Origin of the sequence: Burkholderia sp. MSMB1072 (genome assembly GCF_001524725.1) — a bacterium.
Classification (GTDB): domain Bacteria; phylum Pseudomonadota; class Gammaproteobacteria; order Burkholderiales; family Burkholderiaceae; genus Burkholderia.
The window spans coordinates 120,467-140,529 of record NZ_LOYC01000066.1; the positions used below are offsets into that span (position 1 = coordinate 120,467).

Sequence of the window (20,063 nt, forward strand, 5' to 3'; positions counted from 1 at the left end):
ATGGTTGCGGATTTCAGCGGGCTGCCCGATTACGCGGAGTTGTTCTGCCGCTCGAACTTTTCGTTCCTGCATGGCGCGTCGCATGCGGAAGAACTGGTCGAGCGTGCGGCGGAACTCGGCTATCGCGGGATTGCGATCACCGACGAATGCTCGCTCGCGGGTGCGCCGCGCATGCATGTCGCGGCGAAGGCGGCCGGGCTGCCGCTGATCGTCGGTTCGTACTTCGAGGTGACACCGGATGACGTCGCGCCCGGCCACGATCCGGGCCCCGGTTCGTTCGGGCTCGTGCTGCTCGCGCAGAACCGCGAGGGGTACGGCAATCTTGCCGAGCTGATTTCGTGGCGGCGGATGGCGGCGCCGAAGGGGACGTACACGCTGACGCCGCGCATGCTGTCGGCGCCGCCGGCGGCGTTCGCCCACTTGCGCGGCATGCCCGATTGCTTCGCGATTCTCGTGCCGGTGTATCCCGTTCGCGCGAATGTGCTCGATGCGCAGGTCGCGTGGTTCCGCGCGACGTTCGGTGAGCGGGCGCGGCTCGGGCTCGTGCAATTGCAGCGCGCGCTGGATGGTGTGCAGCGCGACGAGATTCGCGAGGCCGGCGAGCGACGCGGCGTGCGCGTCGTCGCGCTGGGCGACGTGACGATGCACCGGCGCTCGTGCAAGCCGCTGCAGGACGTGATGACGGCGATCCGCGTCGGGATGCCGGTGTCGGAATGCGGCCATGCGCTCGCACCGAACGCGGAACAGCATCTGCGTTCGCGCGGGCGGATCGCGAAGCTGTTTTCGTCGGCGGAGATCGCGGAGACGTGTGCGATTCTCGATGCATGCGATTTCGAACTCGACGATCTGAAGTATGAATATCCACTCGAACTCGTGCCGCGCGGTCACACACCGACCAGTTACCTGAAGCAGGAGACGTGGGCAGGTGTCGCTCGACGCTATTGGAATGGTGTGCCGGCGAAAGTGGCGAAGCAGATTCGATATGAGCTTGCCCTGATCGCAAAGCTGGAGTACGAACCGTTCTTCCTGACCGTCTACGACATCGTCAAATACGCGCGCAGCCGGAACATCTTGTGCCAAGGGCGCGGGTCGGCCGCGAACTCGGTGGTCTGTTATTGCCTCGGCATCACCGAAGTCAATCCGGATCAAAGCACGATGCTGTTCGAGCGCTTCATCAGCGTGGAGCGCGGCGAGCCGCCGGATATCGACGTCGACTTCGAGCATCAGCGTCGGGAAGAAGTGATTCAGCACATCTACCAGAAATACGGACACGACCGCGCGGCGCTCGCGGCCGCCGTCTCGACGTATCGTCCGCGCGGCGTGCTGCGCGAAACCGGCAAGGCGCTCGGCGTCGATCCGATGCTGGTCGACCGTGTCGCGAAGGGGCATCGCTGGTTCGACGGCAGCCGCGATCTGCTGCAGCAATTCGCGTCGGTCGGGCTCGATCCGGCGACGCCGATCATTCGCGCATGGGCCGAACTGGCGGGGCGCCTGCTCAACTTTCCGCGTCATCTGTCGCAGCACTCGGGCGGCTTCGTGATCAGCCGCGGCAAGCTCACGCGGCTCGTGCCGGTCGAGAACGCGGCGATGGACGGGCGGCGCGTGATCCAGTGGGACAAGGACGATCTCGAAGCACTCGGGCTGATGAAGGTCGACGTGCTCGCGCTCGGCATGCTGTCGGCGTTGCATCGCGCGTTCGACCTGCGCACCGCGTGGCGCGGCCCGGCGAAGGACGGCAAGCCGTTCACGCTGAAGCACATTCCGCAGGACGACGAAGCGACCTACGACATGATCTGCCGCGCCGATACGGTCGGCGTGTTCCAGATCGAATCGCGCGCGCAGATGTCGATGCTGCCGCGGCTGCGGCCGCGCGACTATTACGATCTGGTGATCGAGGTTTCGATCGTGCGCCCCGGGCCGATCCAGGGCGGCGCCGTGCATCCGTATCTGAAGCGGCGCAGGATCAAGGCGGGGGAGGAGAAAGGGAAGATCACCTATCCGAGCGACGCGCTGAAGGAAGTGCTCGAACGCACGCTCGGCATCCCGATCTTTCAGGAACAGGTGATGCAGATCGCGATCGTCGCGGCCGGCTTTACACCCGGCGAAGCCGACAAGCTGCGTCGTGCGATGGCCGCGTGGAAGCGCCGGGGCGATCTTGGCCCTTACCACGACAAGATCGTCGACGGCATGCTGGCCCGCGGCTACACGCGCGAATTCGCCGAACAGATCTTCGAGCAGATCAAGGGCTTCGGCGAATACGGCTTCCCCGAGAGCCACGCGGCCAGTTTCGCGAAACTGGCTTATGCGAGCAGTTGGCTCAAATGCCACGAACCGGCGATCTTCCTCGCCGCGCTGCTGAACAGCCAGCCGATGGGTTTCTATCCGCCGTCGCAACTCGTGCAGGACGCAAAGCGCCACGGCGTGCAGGTCCTGCCGATCGACGTGACGCAAAGCGGTTGGGAGGCATCGCTCGAAGCGCTGCCCGGCCAGCCGCCGCCACACGGCCAGCCGGCCGTGCGGCTTGGCCTGTCGCTCGTGAGCGGCTTCGGCGAAGCCGCCGCGCGCCGCATCGAAGCCGCGCGCGTAGTGGGCCCGTTCATGAGCGTCGACGAACTCGCCCGCCGCGCGCAGCTCGAACGGCGCGACCTCGAAGCGCTCGCCGCCGCGAACGCTCTCGCGACGCTCGCCGGCCATCGCCGCGATGCGCTATGGCAAGCGGTCGCCGCGGCGCCGGAGCGCGACCTGCTCGCCGCCGCGCCGATCGACGAACCGGACAAGCCCGCGCTCGGCGCGCCGTCCGAAGCCGACGAGATCCTCGCCGATTACGACACCACCGGCCTCACGCTGAACCGCCACCCCGTCGCGTTGCTGCGGCCGGCGCTGCGCGCGCGGCGGCTGTCGTCCGCGGCCGAACTGCGCGATCGCCCCGACGGCCGGCTCGCCCGCGCGTGCGGGCTCGTGACCGCGCGGCAGATGCCGGGCACCGCGAAAGGCGTGATGTTCATGACGCTCGAAGACGAAACGGGCTGCGTGAACGTGATCGTCCGGCCCGAACTGCTCGCGCGGCAGCGTCGCGAAACACTCGATTCGAAACTGCTTGCGGCGTCCGGCGTGTGGCAGGTCGTGAGCGATGTAAGACACCTCGTCGCGCAGCATTTCGAGGATCTGACGCCGCTGCTCGGCGGCCTGCGCACGTCGAGCCGCGAATTCCACTGACATTCCGCCGCCGCCCACGGCCCCCGAACGACTCCCCTGACGCGAACCGCCGGCCCGGCGGCACATCGCCACGATGCATACCAGTTGGCTCAATTGGTTCTATTCCGGTCTCATATCCACTCTCGAAACACGCCTGAATCCCACCCGGTAACTGTCCCCTTGCATACCACCCCGGGTAAATCCCTATCCTGCGCCGCGTTGTAAACAAAGGCTTTTCCGGCGCTAAAACGCTTGCCGTGCAAGGCTTTCGGCGATTTTCGCGGTGCTAATACCAGTTCGTTGACTGGTATTATGGTGGTTATATAATGCGTTCACTTTCGACGGTCTGAGATCGTCGTCCGACACGCGGAGGCACATGGAAACCGGCTGGTCCGAACTGGCGCCCGATCCCCTCGACGATACGCCGCTCTATCTGCAGCTCGCCCGCAAGCTGGCGAGCGCGATCCACGCCGGCGCGTGGCGGGCCGGCGAGGCGCTGCCGTCGGAGCGGCTGCTGTCGGTGTCGGTCGGCGTGTCGCGGATCACCGCGCGTCGGGCGCTCGCGCTGCTGGTCGAGCAGGGACTGATCAAGCGGGCGCGCGGCGCGGGCAGCTTCATCACGCCGCGTGTCGCCGATCCGCTGTCGCATCTCGTCGGCTTCACCGCGAAGATGCGGCAGCGCGGCTTCGTGCCCGATTCGGTGTGGCTGTCGCGCACGCTGCGCGCCGCGAGCCGCGACGAGACCACGCATCTCGGCCTCGCGCCCGGCGCGACGGTGGCGCGGCTCGAACGGCTGCGCCGCGCGGACGGCATCGTGATGGCCGTCGAGCATTCGACGCTGCCCGCCGCGGTGGTGCCCGATCCGCAGGCGCTCGGCGCGTCGCTGTACGAATATCTCGACGCGCGCGGCATGGCCGTCGTGCGCGCGCTGCAGCACTTTCGCGCAGCGAACGCGACGCACGCGATCGCGAAATGGATGGCGGTGAAGCCGGGCTCGGCCCTGCTGGTGATCACGCGGATCGGCTACGGCGCCGACCAGCGCGCGATCGAAATGAGCGAAACGTATTGCCGCGACGACTACTACGACTTCGTCGCCGAACTGAAACGCTGACGCGGGAGACTGCCGGCGCACCACGCGCGATGGAACGCAATCGCGCGCGATGAATCGCAACGAATTGGCAAATCACGACGCGGATGCCCGCGTCACCGGATCATCAAGAGAACGTCATGCTGACTGGCAACATCCTCACCCCCGACGGCTGGATTCACGGTTCGCTCGATAGCGAGAACGGTCGCATCACCACGCTCGACGGCGTGCCCGTCGATCCTGCGCAGAACGACGCACCGTACATCCTGCCCGGCTTCATCGACCTGCACGTGCACGGCGGCGGCGGCGCCGACGTGATGGAAGGCGGCGACGCGATCGAAACGATCGTCCGCACGCACGCGCAATTCGGCACGACGAGCCTGCTCGCGACGACGATGACCGCGCCGCGCGACGAGCTGATGGAGGTCGTCGCGAACCTCGGCGCCGTCGCGCGCACCCGCACGCCGGGCGGCGCGCGCGTGCTCGGCGTGCATCTCGAAGGGCCGTACATCAACCCCGGCAAGCTCGGCGCGCAGCCCGACGCGGCCGTATCGGCCGCGCTCGACGAGGTGCTGAAGTACCTGTCGATCGCGCCGATCCGCGTCGTCACGCTCGCACCGGAAATCGCGGGCCACATCGAGATCATCGGCGAGATGGCCGCGCGCGGCGTGCGCGTGCAGCTCGGCCACTCGCTCGCGACCTACGACGACGCGGTCGCCGCGCTCAAGCACGGCGCATGCGGCTTCACGCATCTGTTCAACGCGATGTCGCCGCTGCATCACCGCAACCCGGGCCTCGTCGGCGCGGCGCTCGCGCACGCCGAATACGCGGAAATCATTCCCGACCTGCTGCACGTCCATCCGGGCGCGATTCGCGCGGCGCTGCGCGCGATCCCGCGCCTGTACGTCGTGACCGACAGCACATCCGCCACCGGCATGCCCGACGGCGAATACCGGCTCGGCAGCCAGCACGTGACGAAGTGCCTCGGCGGCGTGCGGCTCGCCGACGGCACGCTCGCCGGCAGCACGCTGACGATGGACCAGGCGCTGCGCAACCTCGTGTCGCTCGGCCTGCCGATCGCCGACGTGTCGAACCGGATGTCGCGCTACGCGGCCGACTACCTCGGCGTCGCCGATCGAGGCCGCCTCGAGCGCGGCGCATGGGCCGACCTCGCGGTGTTCGATCGCGACCTGAACCTCACCGCGACCTACGTCGAAGGAGAATCGATTGTCGAATATGCTTAAGGAAGCGCGCGAGTCCGCCCGGGTCGTCGCCGCGCAGATCGCCGACACCGCGCGCGTCGAAGCGCTCGCCGGCCAATTGCTCGATCACCCGCCGGCCGTCGCGCTGACGGTCGCGCGCGGCAGCTCGGATCACGCCGCCAGCTATTTCGCGAGCCTGACGATGAGCCGCCTCGGCGTGCCGGTCGCGTCGCTGCCGATGTCGGTCGCGACGCTGCAGCAGGCGCCGCTGAAGGTGCAGGACCAGCTCGCGATCGCCTTTTCCCAGTCGGGCAAGAGCCCCGACCTCGTCAATACGATGGCCGCGCTGCGCGAAGCCGGCGCACGCACCGTCGCCGCCGTGAACGTGCTGCCGTCGCCGCTCGCCGACGCGTGCGAGCACCAGTTGCCGCTGCTTGCCGGCCCCGAGCTGTCGGTCGCCGCGACCAAGAGCTATATCGCGATGCTGTCGCTGTCCGCGCAGATCGTCGCGTACTGGCAGCGCGACGCCGCGCTGATGACCGCGCTGCGCGGCCTGCCCGACGTGCTCGCGCAGGCCGGCCGGCTCGACTGGTCGCAGGCCGTCGGGGCGCTCGCGGGCGTCGAGCGGATGATCGTCATCGGCCGCGGCCTGGGCCTCGCGATCGCGCAGGAAGCCGCGCTGAAGCTGAAGGAAACGTCCGGCATCCAGGCCGAGGCGTTCTCGAGCGCCGAAGTCCGTCACGGTCCGATGGAGCTGATCGACCGCGACTATCCGCTGCTCGTGTTCGCGCCGCCCGGGCCCGAGCAGGCCGGCCTGCTGCAGCTTGCCGCGGACATGCGCGCACGCGGCGCCGCCGTGCTGCTCGCGGCGCCCGCCGGCACGCCCGGCGTATCGGGCACCGTGCTGCCGCTCGCGCAGTCCGCCCATTCGGCGCTCGACCCGATCGCCGCCATTCTTTCGTTCTACGTGATGGCGGCGGATCTCGCCGTCGCGCGCGGCCGCAATCCCGACACGCCGCGCCACCTGAACAAAGTGACAGAAACGCACTGATAGCCGAGAAAGCCGATGAGACGCGCCGAGGAATCCCAGTTGAAGAGCCCCACCCACGATCAGATCGTTCTGCTCAGCCCGTTGACGGGGCCGATCGTCGCATTGGCCGACGTGCCCGATCCGGTGTTCTCCGGCGGGATGTTCGGCGACGGCATCGGCGTCGACCCGCTCGCGGGCCGGCTCGTCGCGCCGTGCGCGGGCGTCGTGTCGCATTTGGCGCGCACCGGCCACGCGGTGACGATCACGACGCCGCAAGGCGCGGAAGTGCTGCTGCACATCGGCATCGACACCGTCGAGCTGAACGGGCAGGGCTTCATCGCGCACGTCGAAGCCGGCGCGCGCGTCGAAGCGGGTGCGCTGTTGATCGAGTTCGACCAGGACGCGGTGGCGCGCCACGCGCATTCGCTCGTGTCGGTGATCGCGATCGCGAATTCCGACGCGTTCGAGGTCGTCGATCGCGCGAGCGGTTTCGCGACCGCCGGCGAGACGCCGTTGCTCGCGCTGCGCGGCAAGGGCGACGCCGCCGCGCAGGCGGCGCAGGCTGGTGCTGCCGCGCACAACGAAGTGCGCCGCGAGATCGTGCTCGCGCAGCCGGGCGGCCTGCATGCGCGGCCGGCCGCACGGGCGCGTGAAGCCGTGCGCGGGTTCGACGCGACCATCGATGTGCTGTTCGACGGCCGCAAGGCGTCGATCGCGAGCGTCGTCGGCCTGCTCGGCCTCGGCGCCGGCGAAGGTGCGACGGTCGAACTGGTCGGCCGCGGCGCGCACGCACAACAGGCCGTCGATGCGGTCGAGCACGAGCTGCTGCGCGAAGCGCACGGCGAAGTGGAGGAACAGCCGGCGCGGCTGAAATCGCCCGCGCCGCAGACGGTCGCACGCCACACCGGCGCACCGCGCGATGGCGCGCCCATCGATCCGAACACGCTCGCCGGCGTATGCGCGTCGCCCGGCATCGCGGTCGGCACGCTGGTGCGTCTCGACGATGCGGACATCGTGCCGCCCGAACAGGCGACCGGCACGCCAGCCGCGGAAAGCCGCCGGCTCGACCAGGCACTGAAGGCGGTCGACGCCGAACTCGGCGAAACGGTGCGCAACGCCTCGGCGCGCGGCGCGGTCGGCGAAGCGGGCATCTTCGCGGTGCATCGCGTGCTGCTCGAGGACCCGACGCTGCTCGACGCGGCGCGCGACCTGATCAGTCTCGGCAAGGGCGCGGGCTTCGCATGGCGCGCGACGATCCGCACGCAGATCGACACGCTGTCGAAGCTCGACGACGCGCTGCTCGCCGAACGCGCGGCCGACCTGCGCGACATCGAGAAACGCGTGCTGCGCGCGCTCGGCCACACGACCGGCGCCGCGCGTGCGCTGCCCGACGAGGCCGTGCTCGCGGCCGACGAGTTCACGCCGTCCGACCTGTCGTCGCTCGATCGCGAGCGCGTGACCGCGCTCGTGATGGCGCGCGGCGGCGCGACGTCGCATGCGGCGATCATCGCGCGGCAGCTCGGCATCCCGGCGCTGGTGGCGGTCGGCGACGCGCTGTACGCGATTCCGGACGGCACGCAGGTCGTCGTCGATGCGAGCGCGGGCCGGCTCGAACACGCGCCGACCGCGCTCGACGTCGAGCGCGCGCGGCACGAGCGCCAGCGCCTGGACGGCGTGCGCGAGGCGAACCGGCAACAGGCCGGCGAGGTGGCCGCGACGGTCGACGGCCGCGCGATCGAAGTCGCCGCGAACATCGCGACGCTCGACGACGCGAACACCGCGGTCGACAACGGCGCGGACGCGGTCGGCCTGCTGCGCACCGAGCTGATGTTCATCCATCGCCAGGCCGCGCCGACGGCGGTCGAACACCGGCAGAGCTACCAGTCGATCGTCGACGCGCTGCAGGGCCGCACGGCGATCATCCGCACGCTCGACGTCGGCGCGGACAAGGAAGTCGACTACCTGACGCTGCCGCCCGAACCGAACCCGGCGCTCGGCCTGCGCGGCATCCGTCTCGCGCAGGTGCGCCCCGATCTGCTCGACGATCAATTGCAGGGCCTGCTCGCGGTGAAGCCGTTCGGCGCGGTGCGCATCCTGCTGCCGATGGTGACCGACGCGGGCGAACTCGTGCGGTTGAGAAAGCGCATCGACGAATTCGCGCGCGCGCAGGGCCGTACCGAGCCGATCGAGGTCGGCGTGATGATCGAGGTGCCGTCGGCCGCGCTGCTGGCCGACCAGCTCGCGCAGCACGCGGATTTCCTGTCGATCGGCACCAACGACCTGACCCAGTACACGCTCGCGATGGACCGCTGCCAGGCCGACCTGGCCGCGCAGTCCGACGGCCTGCATCCGGCCGTGCTGCGCCTGATCGACATCGCGGTGCGCGGCGCGGCAAAGCACGGCAAGTGGGTCGGCGTGTGCGGTGCGCTCGGCGGCGATCCGCTCGCGGTGCCGGTCCTGGTGGGCCTCGGCGTGACCGAACTGTCGGTCGACCCGGTGTCGGTGCCGGGCATCAAGGCGCGTGTGCGCCGTCTCGATTACCAGTTGTGCCGTCAGCGCGCGCAGGATCTGCTCGCGCTCGATTCGGCACAGGCGGTAAGGGCAGCAAGCCGCGAGGTCTGGCCGCTCGACTGACGTCGACGGGGGGCGCGCGACCCGTTTTACTACGAAAGCAATTAGATCAACGACGCTTAATGACGAGACATGGATTGGAGGACTGAATGGACGGGAACCCGTTTCTGAAGATACAGGGCCTGGGTCGGGCGCTGATGCTGCCGATCGCGGTATTGCCGGTCGCCGGAATCCTGCTGCGGCTCGGCCAGCCGGATGTGTTCAACATCAAGATGATCGCCGACGCCGGCGGCGCGATCTTCGACAACCTGCCGTTGCTGTTCGCGATCGGCGTGGCGGTCGGCTTCGCGAAGGACAACAACGGCGTGGCGGCGCTTGCGGGCGCGATCGGTTACCTGATCGAAACCGCGATCATGAAGGACATCGATCCCAAGCTGAACATGGGCGTGCTGTCCGGGATCATCGCGGGTGTCGTCGCGGGCCTGCTGTACAACCGCTACAAGGACATCAAGCTGCCGGACTACCTCGCGTTCTTCGGCGGCAAGCGGTTCGTGCCGATCATCACGGGGCTGGCCTGCGTGATATTGGGCATCGCGTTCGGGTACGTGTGGCAGCCGATCCAGCATGCGATCGATGCGGCCGGCCAGTGGCTGACGACGGCGGGCGCGATCGGTGCGTTCGTATTCGGCTTCCTGAACCGTCTGCTGCTCGTCACCGGCCTGCACCACATCATCAACTCGCTCGCGTGGTTCGTGTTCGGCAACTTCACGCCGCCCGCCGGCGGCGAGATCGTGCACGGCGACCTGCACCGCTTCTTTGCGGGCGACCCGACCGCGGGCACCTTCATGGCCGGCTTCTTCCCGATCATGATGTTCGGCCTGCCGGCGGCGTGTCTCGCGATGCTGCACGAAGCGCCGAAGGAGCGCCGCGCGATGGTGGGCGGCCTGCTGTTCTCGATGGCGCTGACGTCGTTCCTGACCGGCGTGACCGAGCCGATCGAGTTCAGCTTCATGTTCCTCGCGCCGGTGCTGTACGTGATCCACGCGGTGCTGACGGGGTTGTCGCTCGCGATCTGCCAGATCCTCGGCGTGAAGCTCGGCTTCACGTTCTCGGCCGGCGCGATCGACTACGTGCTGAACTACGGGCTGTCGACGAAGGGCTGGATCGCGATTCCGCTCGGCATCGCGTATGGCGCCGCGTACTACGGGCTGTTCCGCTTTTTCATCCGCAAGTTCAACATGGCCACGCCGGGCCGTGAGCCGGCATCGACCGACGCAGCCGCGCAATCGTACGCTTCGGGCGGCTTCGTCGCGCCGGGCGTGGCTGCAACGGCTGCCGCACCGCGCGCGCAACGCTACATCGCCGCGCTCGGCGGGGCGGCCAACCTGTCGGTCGTCGATGCGTGCACGACGCGCCTGCGCCTGACCGTCGTCGATCCGGAGAAGGTATCGGAGCCGGAACTGAAGTTGATCGGCGCACGCGGCGTGCTCAAGCGCGGCGGCAACAGCGTGCAGGTGATCATCGGGCCCGAGGCCGACATCATCGCCGACGAGATGCGTGCCGCGATCGGCGGCGGCGCGGCCGGTGCCGCATCGGCGGCAACCGGCGCTGCCGCGCAGCCCGTCACGGGCGCGGCCGCCGGGCCGCTCGATCCGGAGCCGGCCCGCTGGCTCGCGGTGTTCGGCGGGGCGACCAACGTCGCGTCGCTCGAGGCGGTGGCCGCCACGCGCCTGCGTGTGGTCGTGCGCGATCCGTCGGCGGTCGATCGCGAGCGTCTCGGCACGCTCGACGTTGCATGGGTGTCGCTCGACACGTTCCACATCGTCTGCGGCAACGCGGCGGCGCGCTATGCCGAACAGCTCGGCGCGCGCCTGCCGCCGTCGGGCGGCGGCACGGCCGCACAACCGGCGTGATGCGGTGAAGCCGGCCTGATCGATCCGCGCGGCGGACTCGGGCAGGCGGTCAAAAGAAAACGGCTTGCGACGTACGCGTCGCAAGCCGTTTTTTCTTTTTGGGGCGGGCGATGCGTGATGCGTTTGCCCGCATCGCGCATCGCCGGATGCCTTCAGCCGTTCACGGATTCGTCAGCGTGAAGGTCGGCTTCCGGTAGCCGACGCCGGCGCGGTCGAGCTTCGGCAATTCGCGTTGCGTGAGCAGCGTCGCGAAGCCGGCCCAGTCGCGCTGCAGCGCGGCGATGTCGACATGGTGCGTGTCGCCGCGCTTGAAGCGCACGCCGGCCGCATACGGCAGCTCCCAGTCGGCCCGGTGCCACGCGCGCTCCGCGAGCGCGAGCAGCCGCGGATAGGCCATGTATTCGAGGAAGGTGTCGTTGCGCATCACTTCGCCCCACGCCTGGCCCTGCATGCCTTCGATGCGCGGCGCGGCCCCCGTGCCCGTCACCTCGAACGGGTTGCCGTCACGGTCGCCCATCACTTCGGCGTTCTGCGGCAGGTTCTCCGGCGCGAACGAGAACACCTTGTACTCGTCGGTTGCGTGCGAGCCCCAGTAGTAGCCGCGCTCGCGCGGATTGAGCGTGTACGGGAAGTCGAAGTACAGATAGTCGGGCAGCGCGAGCACCGTCAGGTAGCCCTTGCCGCTCAGGTCGCGCGCGCTGTCCGACGCACCCCAGAAGATCGTGTCCCATAGCGACACCATCACGTGGCGCGTGCTGAAATCCTGCGGCCCGTTCGCATGCTTGATGCCGTCTTGCCACGCGGCCATCGTGCCGATCCCGTTCGCGTTGACCGCCGCGCTCACCTGTTTCGCGAAACGCGTCGGCAGTTCGTCGATCGACTTGATCTCGCCGCGCTGGAGCAGCGCCGTGCACGCGGGCGACCGCGCCCACGGCTTGTCCTGCGCGGCCAGATCGATGCGCCCCTTGTTCGGATCGGTGCCGTTCAGCGGCTGGAAGCCGCCGCCGAGGAAGATGTTCTTCGCTTCGTCGCCGCCGTAGTGCCAGGTCTGCAGCGGCGCCTGCGCGTCCGCGTGCATCGCCGCGATCTCGCGGATCACCTTCGACGCGAAGTTGAGCGCGCCCGGCACGCACGGGTTCAGGTCGCTGCGCCGGTCGTAGAACTGCACCGTCGTCAGGTTCGTCGTGTCCTGCGGGTCGAGCAGCCGATACGCGTTCGCCTCCTGCTCGCGGCCGGCCGCATGCAGCCGCCGGTAGCGCGCCTCCATCGTCACGACGGCCGCCCGTGCATGCGCGGGCATATCGATCTCGGGGATGATCTGCACGAAGCGCGCGGCCGCGTAGCGCACGAGCGCCACGTAGTCGTCGCGCGTCAGGTAGCCGCCGCCGGAGCGGTTGTCGGGGCCGGAGCCGAGCTGCGGCAGCAGGCAGCGCGTCTCGCTCGGGTCGTGGCAGCGGCGTGCACCGATCTCGGTCAGCTCGGGCAGGCCGGGAATCTCGATGCGCCAGCCTTCGTCGTCGGACAGATGCAGGTGCAGGCGGTTGAGCTTGTACGCGCTCATCTGGTCGATCAGGCGGCGCAGCGTGGCCGGATGCTTGAAATTGCGCGCGAGATCGACGTGCATGCCGCGATGCGTGAAGCGCGGCGCGTCCTCGACGAGCATCGCCGGGATCGGGCCGCCGCCGGCCGGCGCGAGCGAGAAGAGCGTCTGCACGCCGTAGTAGAGGCCCGCGCGATCGTAGCCTTCGATCAGCACGCCGCGCGGCCCGATCGCGAGCCGGTAGCTGCCCGGTGTCGCGAGGTCGGCCGGCAGCCGGCGCGGCGCGAGTGCGCCGCGAACCGGCACGCGCGCGCCGTCGAGCCCGAGGGTCGTCGCGCGCTCGCGCAGCGCCGCGACCTGGGCGTCCGGCAGGTCCGGCAGCGAGAGTTCGACACCGCGCAGATCGAGCGTGCCGGGCAGCGGCTGTTCGCGCTTCACGCTCGGCAGCGCGCGGCCCGGATCGGGGCGGGCGGCCACCGGCGGCGCGTTGCCGGTCGAGTTGTTCTGCGCGTCGGCCGGCAGCGATTCGACGTAGCGCAGTTCGTTGTCGGTGTCGTCGTAGCGCAGCACGGCCGGGGGCGCGCCGTCGACGACGACATAGGGGCGCGGAATCACGTCGCTGTAACGCAGCAGCCAGTATTCGGCGACGAACGGCAGCTCGATGCGCTCGCCGGGCGCGAGCCGCACCGAGCCCGGCTGCGGCGTCAGTTCGTACAGGTCGCCGGTGAGCCGCCGCAGCGCGAAGCCCGGACGATCGATCCGCAGCAGGCGGCGGATGCTGTGCAGGTAGAGCTTCCAGCCGCCGTCGGCGATCGCCTGGTGGCCGCGGTTCTGCAGGATCAGGCGGCCCGTCGCGCAGGCGGCACCGTCGGCGCCGAGATCGGCGCACGGCACGCCGGCCGCGGCCGCGTGGTTGTTGTCGACCGCCACGCGCAACGCGAGGCCGTTCGACAGCAGCGCCGCGAGACCGGCCGCCTGGGCGGCGCCGGCGCTCGCGCCAGCAGCGGCCGACACCGGCGCTGATGCCGCCGAGATCGCGGCCGGCGACAGCACCGCGATCAGCAGACCGGCAATGAGGGAGGGCAAGGTAGGTTTCATTCGAACTCCTGAGAAAAAGGGGGCGTAGCGGCGTCGTGACGCGACGTCGCTGCGAGCGGGTCTTTCAGTGGAGCTGCGGGCGATACCAGCACGCGGGGCGATGCGGGTGCCCCGCGCGCATTCGGCACGCGGAAGCGTGCGTTACGGAACGGGTGGCGGGCATGCGTGCCGATCGGACCGGCGCGGCGGCGGGCGCGGATTCATCGGCGGCAGCCGGCGGCATTCGTCCGGCCGCGCACGGTCGCGACGACGGCGCGCGCTCTCGCACACGGACGTCGACACGGCGCGCAGGCGCACGCCATATATGGAATTCGCATGTCTCCCCCACCCGGAAGGAATCGGCCTGTTAGCGGCCGTGTCCAACGATCTTATGAAACCTTTTATTGGTATTCAAGTGGTATCAATCTGGCGCTAAATTGGCATCGACGTACGGCACCTGCCCGCGCGGCCGGGACGAAAAAAAACCTCGCGCGAAGCGAGGTTCTTTCCTTTCCTGACGGCGGCGGCGCGCGCGCTCGGCCGCGCGCGTATCGCGCGTCGATGCCGTCAGTCGCGGCGCGCGCGCACCGGCGCTTCCTGCGGCTTCTGCCGCGCTTCGAGCCACATCGCGTTGACGATGCCGAACGACAGCGCGACGCCGATACCGAGAATCCAGCTGAAATACCACATGATTCGACTCCTTGCGAAACGGTGGACGAGGACGTGTGCGCCCCGCCCGGTTCAATGCATCAATACATCGAGTGCTTGTTCTCTTCGAGCGTCTGGTGCGTGACCTTGCCGCGCATCACGCGATACACCCAGCTCGTGTAGAGCAGGATGATCGGCAGGAACACGATCACCGCGAACAGCATCACCTGCAGCGTCATGTGGCTCGACGTCGAATCCCACACGGTCAGGCTGCTGCGCGGGTCGAGCGACGACGGCATGATGAACGGGAACATCGAGAAGCCCGCGGTCAGGATCACGCCGACGATCATCAGGCCGGTGCAGAAGAACGCCGTCTTCTCCTGCTTCGAGCCGGCGAGCAGCAGCGCGAGCACGCCGCCGGCGATGCCGACGACGGGCGCCGCGATCATCCACGGATATTCGCCGTAGTTCGCGAGCCAGAGGCCCGAACCGGCGGCGACGTCCTTGAGCAGCGGGTTCGCGACGGTGTCGGTCGGCGCGGCGTGGGTGATGTGGAAGCCGCCGATGTAAGACGCCACCAGCACGCCGGCCAGCACGAACAGCACGACCGCGAGGAACGACGCGACGCGCAGCGCGATCGACGCGCGGCGCGCGATCGCGCCGTCGGTCTTCATCTTGATGAACGCGGCGCCGTGCGCGACGAGCATCGTGAGGCTGACGAGCCCGCACAGCAGCGCGAACGGGTTCAGCAGCGCCCAGAAGCCGCCGTAGTAGGTCACGCGCAGGTCGCTGTCGAACTTGAACGGCACGCCCTGCAGCAGGTTGCCGAACGCGACGCCGAACACCAGCGCCGGCACGAAGCCGCCGACGAACAGGCCCCAGTCCCAGCCCGCGCGCCAGCGCGGGTCGGGCCGCTTGCTGCGGTAGTCGAAGCCCACCGGCCGGAAGAACAGCGCGAACAGCACCAGCAGCATCGCGAAGTAGAAGCCGGAGAACGACGCCGCGTAGACGAGCGGCCACGCGGCGAACATCGCGCCGCCGGCCGTGATCAGCCACACCTGGTTGCCCTCCCACGTCGCGCCGACGGTGTTGATGATGATGCGGCGCTCCTCGTCGGTCTTGCCGAGGAACGGCAGCAGCGCGGTCGCGCCCATGTCGAAGCCGTCGGTGACGGCAAAGCCGATCAGCAGCACGCCGACGAGCAGCCACCAGATCAGCTTGAGAGTTGCATAGTCCATAGCGATTCCTTGTTCGGTTGCGAGGGCGTGCTCAGACTGCGGCCCGCTCGCCGGCTGCGGCGAGTTCGTGGTGATAGCGGCCGGTATGCAGCGACGACGGGCCGAGGCGCGCGTACTTGAACATCAGCTTGATCTCGATGACGAACAGCGCGGTGTAGAACGCGATGAAGCCGGCGAGGCTCAGGTACAGGTCGCTCGGCTGCAGGCTCGACGCGGACAGGTGCGTCGGCAGGATGCCGGCGATGGTCCACGGCTGGCGGCCGAGTTCGGCGACGACCCAGCCGAATTCCGCGGCGAGCCACGGCAGCGGGATCGCCCACACCGCGTAGCGGAGGAACCAGCGGCGGTTGTCCTGCAGCAGTTCGCGGCGCGCGCAGAACCAGAACGCGGCGGCGAAGGTCGCGAGGAACAGGAAGCCGAGGAACACCATGATCCGGAACGAGAAGAACACGGGCGCGACCGGCGGGATCGTCTTCTGCGCGGCGGCCTTGATCTGCTCGGGCGTCGCGTCGACCACGTTCGGCGTGAACTGCTTGAGCATCAACCCGTAGCCGAGATACTGCTTGTGCTGGTCGAACAGTGCGCGGGTCGCGTCGCTCGTGTCGCCTTCCTTGATCTTCTGCAGCGCGCCATACGCGACCATCCCGCTCTGGATGTGCTCCTCGCTGTGCTTCGCGAGCTCGCGCAGGCCGATCACCGGCTCGTCGATCGAGCGCGTCGCGATCAGGCCGAGCGCATACGGGATCTTGATCGCGTAGTCGGTGCGCTGTTCCTCCTGGTTCGGAATGCCGATCAGCGTGAACGAGGCGGGCGCCGGCTGCGTTTCCCATTCGGATTCGATCGCGGCGAGCTTCATCTTCTGCACTTCGCCGGTCGTATAGCCCGATTCGTCGCCGAGCACGATCACGCACAGCGTCGCCGCGAGGCCGAAGCCGGCCGCAACCGCGAACGAGCGCAGCGCGAAGTCGACGTCGCGCTTCTTCAGCAGGTACCACGACGACACGCCGAGCACGAACATCGCGGCCGTCACGTAGCCGGCCGACACCGTATGCACGAACTTCACCTGCGCGACCGGGTTGAACAGCACGTCGAACAGGCTCGTCAGCTCCATGCGCATCGTCTGGTAGTTGAACTCGGCGCCGACCGGGTTGTTCATCCAGCCGTTCGCGACGAGGATCCACAGAGCCGACAGGTTCGAGCCCAGCGCGACGAGGAACGTGACGATCAGGTGCTTGACCTTCGACAGGCGGTTCCAGCCGAAGAAGAACAGGCCGACGAACGTCGATTCGAGGAAGAACGCCATCAGGCCTTCGACCGCGAGCGGCACGCCGAAGATGTCGCCGACGTAGTGCGAGTAGTACGACCAGTTCGTGCCGAACTGGAATTCGAGCGTGATGCCGGTCGTCACGCCCATCGCGAAATTGATCCCGAACAGCTTGCCCCAGAACTGGGTCATGTCCTTGTAGACCTGTTTGCCGGTCATCACGTAGACCGCTTCCATGATGACGAGCAGCCAGGACAGGCCGAGCGTCAGCGGCACGAACAGGAAGTGGTAGAGCGCCGTGATGCCGAACTGCAGACGCGACAGATCGACGACTTCGCTACTTATCATGGTGGTCTCCCTCGGTGGATGCAGGCGCCGGCACCGAGAGCAGCTTCTCGGCCACGGCGGCAGGCGGCAACGACATGTGCTCGGCCTGCGGATGATTGAAGAATGCGTATTTGAGCGACATCAGGAGGATCAGCTTGACGATCAGCACCAGGGTGATGTCGCGGGCGAGGGTCGGCCCGCGTGCCCACGCGGCGATGCGCGCGCGCCAGCCGATCGTGCCGGCCGGCCGGGAAGGCGGCGGCGCAGGCTCTTTATTGATCGAGATCAAGGCGATTATCCTGAATCGATTTAGGTCGGATTGGGGGCGACTTTACGTCGGATTTATGACGGCCGTGAAGCTGTTTTAATCCTTTTGCGCCTGACATGCCAATTTTAAAAGGACGGCTTTCCGATGCCGAGTGCTGCGCTGCGGCAGACCGTCGCGAAACATGGGGTAAAAATTGAGGCAGATCAAGGTTATGCGGAAGGGCGCCGCAAATGACGTAATACCAGATGAATCAGGTCAATTAATCGGCGAAGAAGCGGAGCGCGAAAGGCGCTGAAAAGCGGATGAAAAGCAGTGGAAAACGGATGAAAAAAACCGCTGCCGGTCGGGCAGCGGTTTTCGATGAAGCGCTCTGAATCGTCGGGGATTTACGCGTATTCGGCGAGCGCGGTGCGCATTTTTTTCATCGCGCTCGCTTCGATCTGGCGGATACGTTCCGCCGACACGCCGAACTCCGCGGCGAGATCGTGCAGCGTCGAGCCGCCCGAGCCGTCGTCGTCGACGTGCAGCCAGCGCGCCTCGATGATGCGGCGGCTGCGCGCGTCGAGCGCGTCGAGCGCCTGCGCGATGCCGTCCGTCTGCAGCATGTCGCGCTGGCGCGCGGCGAGCACGGCGGTGGGCTCGTTGTGCGAGTCGGCCAGGTAGGCGATCGGCGCGTACGATTCTTCGCCGTCTTCCACCTGCCCTTCGAGCGCGATGTCGCCGCCCGACAGGCGCGTTTCCATCTCGGTCACTTCCTCGCGCTTGACGTTGAGCTCCTGCGCGAGGCCGTCGATTTCCTCGGGCGTCATCGCCTGCATGCTCTTCTTGTGGCTGCGCAGGTTGAAGAACAGCTTGCGCTGCGCCTTCGTCGTCGCGACCTTCACCATGCGCCAGTTGCGCAGGATGTACTCGTGGATCTCGGCCTTGATCCAGTGAATCGCATACGACACCAGGCGCACGTTTTGCGCCGGGTCGAACCGCTTCACGGCTTTCATCAGGCCGATGTTGCCTTCCTGGATCAGGTCGCCGTGCGGCAGGCCGTAGCCGAGATAGTTGCGCGCGATCGACACGACGAGACGCAGGTGCGACAGCACGAGGCGGCGCGCCGCGTCGAGGTTGTTGTCTTCGCGGAATTCGGTTGCGTACCGGCGTTCCTCCTCGGCGGTCAGCAGCGGAATACGGTTGACGGCCTGGATGTACGCGTCGATGTTGCCGAGCTGGCCGGGCAACATCGAGTGGGCTGCGAGCGCCAGCGAGCCTGCCGATTCGGCCTTGGCCGGCGTCGGGCTCAGGGTGTTCGGGAGGGTCAGGGCGTTGCTCACTAAAAACTCCTTTGGAATCAGGGACAAACCCCGGTCTCGGATGAGATTCCGGAAGTCATCTTAGCACTCCCGCAAGGTGAGTGCTAATTCCTTAGAGCAGGCGGGGGCATCCGAGTTCCCCATTTTTCTATCGAATCGGTCGAGTCGATAGTCTATCTTCCGACAAGGGGCGTGGCACGAAGTTCCGTAAGCCATTGTTTTCGATGGGAATCGGTAGACGATTTCGATTTTTGTCTTTTTGGAAGCAAGCTATTTCGCTTCGTGATGCCGATCCGAAAAGTCCTTTACCATACCATTCAGTTCGCTCGGGCCCGGCCGTTGCGGCAGGCTCCATTCAACCCACAAAGTTGGAGTGTCAGATGAACAATAAGAAGAATCGCCGGCCCCGCAGCCGGCTGGTGCTGCATGCGATGCTGGCAGCATCTCTTCTGGGTGGATCGGGTGCGGCTTTCGCGGATCGATGGGGGATCCAGGCGGGCGGCGGGTTTTCGGATCGTCGCGGGATCGACAAGGCCGATATCGGCGTGGTGTGGGATCCGGGCTGGAACTGGTGGGAAATCGGCGGGTGGCACTTCGCGTTCGTCGTCGAAGGGCACGCCGGCTACTGGCACACGGGCGGCAACGTCCATGGCAGCATCGGCGAGTTCGGCGTCACGCCGATGTTCCGTTTCATCAAGAGTAGCGGGGAGATTCGCCCGTTCATCGAGGCGGGCGGCGGCGTCCGGCTTCTGACGCACCCGACGATCTCGAACAATTTCTCGCTGTCGACCGCGTTCCAGTTCGCGCCGACCGGCGGCGTGGGCGTGCAGTTCGGGCAACGGCAACAATATCAGGTCGGCTACCGTTTCGAACATGTGTCTAACGCGGGTATCAAAGAGCCGAATCCTGGTATAAATTTCCACCAGTTCTACTTGCAGTACAACTTCTGATCCGTACGCCCGTGCAAGGCGGGCGCGTTGCCGAGGAGTCAGGCGATGGCGAAGGTGGTCGATGCGATCCGCGCGCTCGAGCGCGACCGGTTCCGGGCGATGGTGGACGGCGACGGCGAGGCGCTCGACGCGCTGTTGTCGGACAAGGTGTTTTTCGTCCACACCAACGGCAAACGCGAAACCAAGCAGCAGTTCATCGACGCCATCGTCGCCGGCCGCCGCCGCTATCGCCAGATCGAAATCCAGTCGCAGGACGTGCTGCCGGTCGGCGACGAGACCTGCGTCGTCACCGGGCGCGCGTTGATCGAGATGGAAACGAACAACGGCGGCCTCGTCTTCCCGATTGCCTATACGTCCGTCCACACGCACGCCCAGGGCCGCTGGTCCCTGTTCGCGTGGCAGGCGACGCGGTGCGCGACCGAGACGTGAGCGCGGGTGGCGCTCCTTTTCAT

General features: G+C 67.6%; 14 protein-coding genes. 8 read left to right on the forward strand and 6 right to left on the reverse strand.

The features are described 5' to 3' along the window. The 6 genes from WS89_RS28870 (at position 1) to nagE (ending at position 10,998) form a co-directional block, all read left to right on the forward strand. On the forward strand, positions 1-3,216 hold the full coding sequence (locus WS89_RS28870) for an error-prone DNA polymerase (RefSeq protein ID WP_059795498.1): 3,216 nt from the start codon (positions 1-3) through the stop codon (positions 3,214-3,216). A 355-nt stretch (positions 3,217-3,571) separates the two neighbouring features. After that, positions 3,572-4,306 carry a GntR family transcriptional regulator gene (locus tag WS89_RS28875; RefSeq protein WP_059506609.1) on the forward strand — a complete coding sequence of 245 codons (735 nt, stop codon included), beginning with the start codon at positions 3,572-3,574 and terminating at the stop codon, positions 4,304-4,306. A 116-nt stretch (positions 4,307-4,422) separates the two neighbouring features. Beyond that, positions 4,423-5,526 (forward strand): N-acetylglucosamine-6-phosphate deacetylase, encoded by a 1,104-nt coding sequence (gene nagA / locus WS89_RS28880; protein WP_059506700.1) that lies wholly within the window; start codon positions 4,423-4,425, stop codon positions 5,524-5,526. Beyond that, complete coding sequence (locus WS89_RS28885) at positions 5,519-6,535, forward strand: SIS domain-containing protein (RefSeq protein WP_059795500.1); 1,017 nt, start codon at positions 5,519-5,521, stop codon at positions 6,533-6,535. Before nagA ends, WS89_RS28885 begins: the two co-directional genes overlap by 8 nt. 15 nt (positions 6,536-6,550) lie before the next feature. After that, positions 6,551-9,148: a phosphoenolpyruvate--protein phosphotransferase gene (gene ptsP / locus WS89_RS28890; protein WP_059795502.1), complete on the forward strand. Its 2,598-nt coding sequence runs from the start codon at positions 6,551-6,553 to the stop codon at positions 9,146-9,148. An 86-nt stretch (positions 9,149-9,234) separates the two neighbouring features. Continuing rightward, on the forward strand, positions 9,235-10,998 hold the full coding sequence (gene nagE / locus WS89_RS28895) for an N-acetylglucosamine-specific PTS transporter subunit IIBC (RefSeq protein WP_059795504.1): 1,764 nt from the start codon (positions 9,235-9,237) through the stop codon (positions 10,996-10,998). A 160-nt stretch (positions 10,999-11,158) separates the two neighbouring features. On the opposite strand, the gene WS89_RS28900 is transcribed toward nagE, so the two are convergent. The 6 genes from WS89_RS28900 to rpoH form a co-directional block, all read right to left on the reverse strand. Then, entirely contained in the window at positions 11,159-13,636 is a 2,478-nt protein-coding gene (locus WS89_RS28900; RefSeq protein ID WP_059795505.1) for a family 20 glycosylhydrolase, read from the reverse strand. A 546-nt stretch (positions 13,637-14,182) separates the two neighbouring features. Next, the gene (gene cydX, locus WS89_RS28905) at positions 14,183-14,305 is read right to left on the reverse strand and encodes a cytochrome bd-I oxidase subunit CydX (protein WP_006483737.1); all 123 of its coding nucleotides are present in this window, start codon (positions 14,303-14,305) and stop codon (positions 14,183-14,185) included. A 59-nt stretch (positions 14,306-14,364) separates the two neighbouring features. Then, positions 14,365-15,501 (reverse strand): cytochrome d ubiquinol oxidase subunit II, encoded by a 1,137-nt coding sequence (gene cydB / locus WS89_RS28910; protein WP_059506619.1) that lies wholly within the window; start codon positions 15,499-15,501, stop codon positions 14,365-14,367. A gap of 31 nt (positions 15,502-15,532) precedes the next feature. Beyond that, a complete protein-coding gene (locus WS89_RS28915; protein WP_059506621.1) occupies positions 15,533-17,113 on the reverse strand; it encodes a cytochrome ubiquinol oxidase subunit I in 1,581 nt (526 codons plus the stop codon). Beyond that, positions 17,103-17,381, reverse strand: coding sequence for a cytochrome oxidase putative small subunit CydP (gene cydP / locus WS89_RS28920; protein ID WP_059795507.1), 279 nt, complete (start codon positions 17,379-17,381; stop codon positions 17,103-17,105). Before cydP ends, WS89_RS28915 begins: the two co-directional genes overlap by 11 nt. 365 nt (positions 17,382-17,746) lie before the next feature. After that, positions 17,747-18,682, reverse strand: coding sequence for an RNA polymerase sigma factor RpoH (gene rpoH, locus WS89_RS28925; protein ID WP_059506625.1), 936 nt, complete (start codon positions 18,680-18,682; stop codon positions 17,747-17,749). A gap of 359 nt (positions 18,683-19,041) precedes the next feature. Here rpoH and pagL point away from each other — a divergent pair, with 359 nt between their 5' ends. Together pagL and WS89_RS28935 are read left to right on the forward strand one after the other, a co-directional pair. Then, complete coding sequence (gene pagL, locus WS89_RS28930; RefSeq protein WP_034208431.1) at positions 19,042-19,611, forward strand: lipid A 3-O-deacylase PagL; 570 nt, start codon at positions 19,042-19,044, stop codon at positions 19,609-19,611. Between the two features lie 45 nt (positions 19,612-19,656). Next, a complete protein-coding gene (locus WS89_RS28935) occupies positions 19,657-20,040 on the forward strand; it encodes a nuclear transport factor 2 family protein (protein WP_059506627.1) in 384 nt (127 codons plus the stop codon). The last annotated feature ends 23 nt before the right edge of the window (positions 20,041-20,063 follow it).

What these genes read in the sequence shown, in the direction of transcription:
- WS89_RS28870 (WP_059795498.1), top strand. Translation starts at nt 1, where the DNA reads ATGGTTGCGGATTTCAGCGGGCTGCCCGATTACGCGGAGTTGTTCTGC.
- WS89_RS28875 (WP_059506609.1), top strand. Translation starts at nt 3,572, where the DNA reads ATGGAAACCGGCTGGTCCGAACTGGCGCCCGATCCCCTCGACGATACG.
- nagA (WP_059506700.1), top strand. Translation starts at nt 4,423, where the DNA reads ATGCTGACTGGCAACATCCTCACCCCCGACGGCTGGATTCACGGTTCG.
- WS89_RS28885 (WP_059795500.1), top strand. Translation starts at nt 5,519, where the DNA reads ATGCTTAAGGAAGCGCGCGAGTCCGCCCGGGTCGTCGCCGCGCAGATC.
- ptsP (WP_059795502.1), top strand. Translation starts at nt 6,551, where the DNA reads ATGAGACGCGCCGAGGAATCCCAGTTGAAGAGCCCCACCCACGATCAG.
- nagE (WP_059795504.1), top strand. Translation starts at nt 9,235, where the DNA reads ATGGACGGGAACCCGTTTCTGAAGATACAGGGCCTGGGTCGGGCGCTG.
- WS89_RS28900 (WP_059795505.1), bottom strand. Translation starts at nt 13,636, where the DNA reads ATGAAACCTACCTTGCCCTCCCTCATTGCCGGTCTGCTGATCGCGGTG.
- cydX (WP_006483737.1), bottom strand. Translation starts at nt 14,305, where the DNA reads ATGTGGTATTTCAGCTGGATTCTCGGTATCGGCGTCGCGCTGTCGTTC.
- cydB (WP_059506619.1), bottom strand. Translation starts at nt 15,501, where the DNA reads ATGGACTATGCAACTCTCAAGCTGATCTGGTGGCTGCTCGTCGGCGTG.
- WS89_RS28915 (WP_059506621.1), bottom strand. Translation starts at nt 17,113, where the DNA reads ATGATAAGTAGCGAAGTCGTCGATCTGTCGCGTCTGCAGTTCGGCATC.
- pagL (WP_034208431.1), top strand. Translation starts at nt 19,042, where the DNA reads ATGAACAATAAGAAGAATCGCCGGCCCCGCAGCCGGCTGGTGCTGCAT.
- WS89_RS28935 (WP_059506627.1), top strand. Translation starts at nt 19,657, where the DNA reads ATGGCGAAGGTGGTCGATGCGATCCGCGCGCTCGAGCGCGACCGGTTC.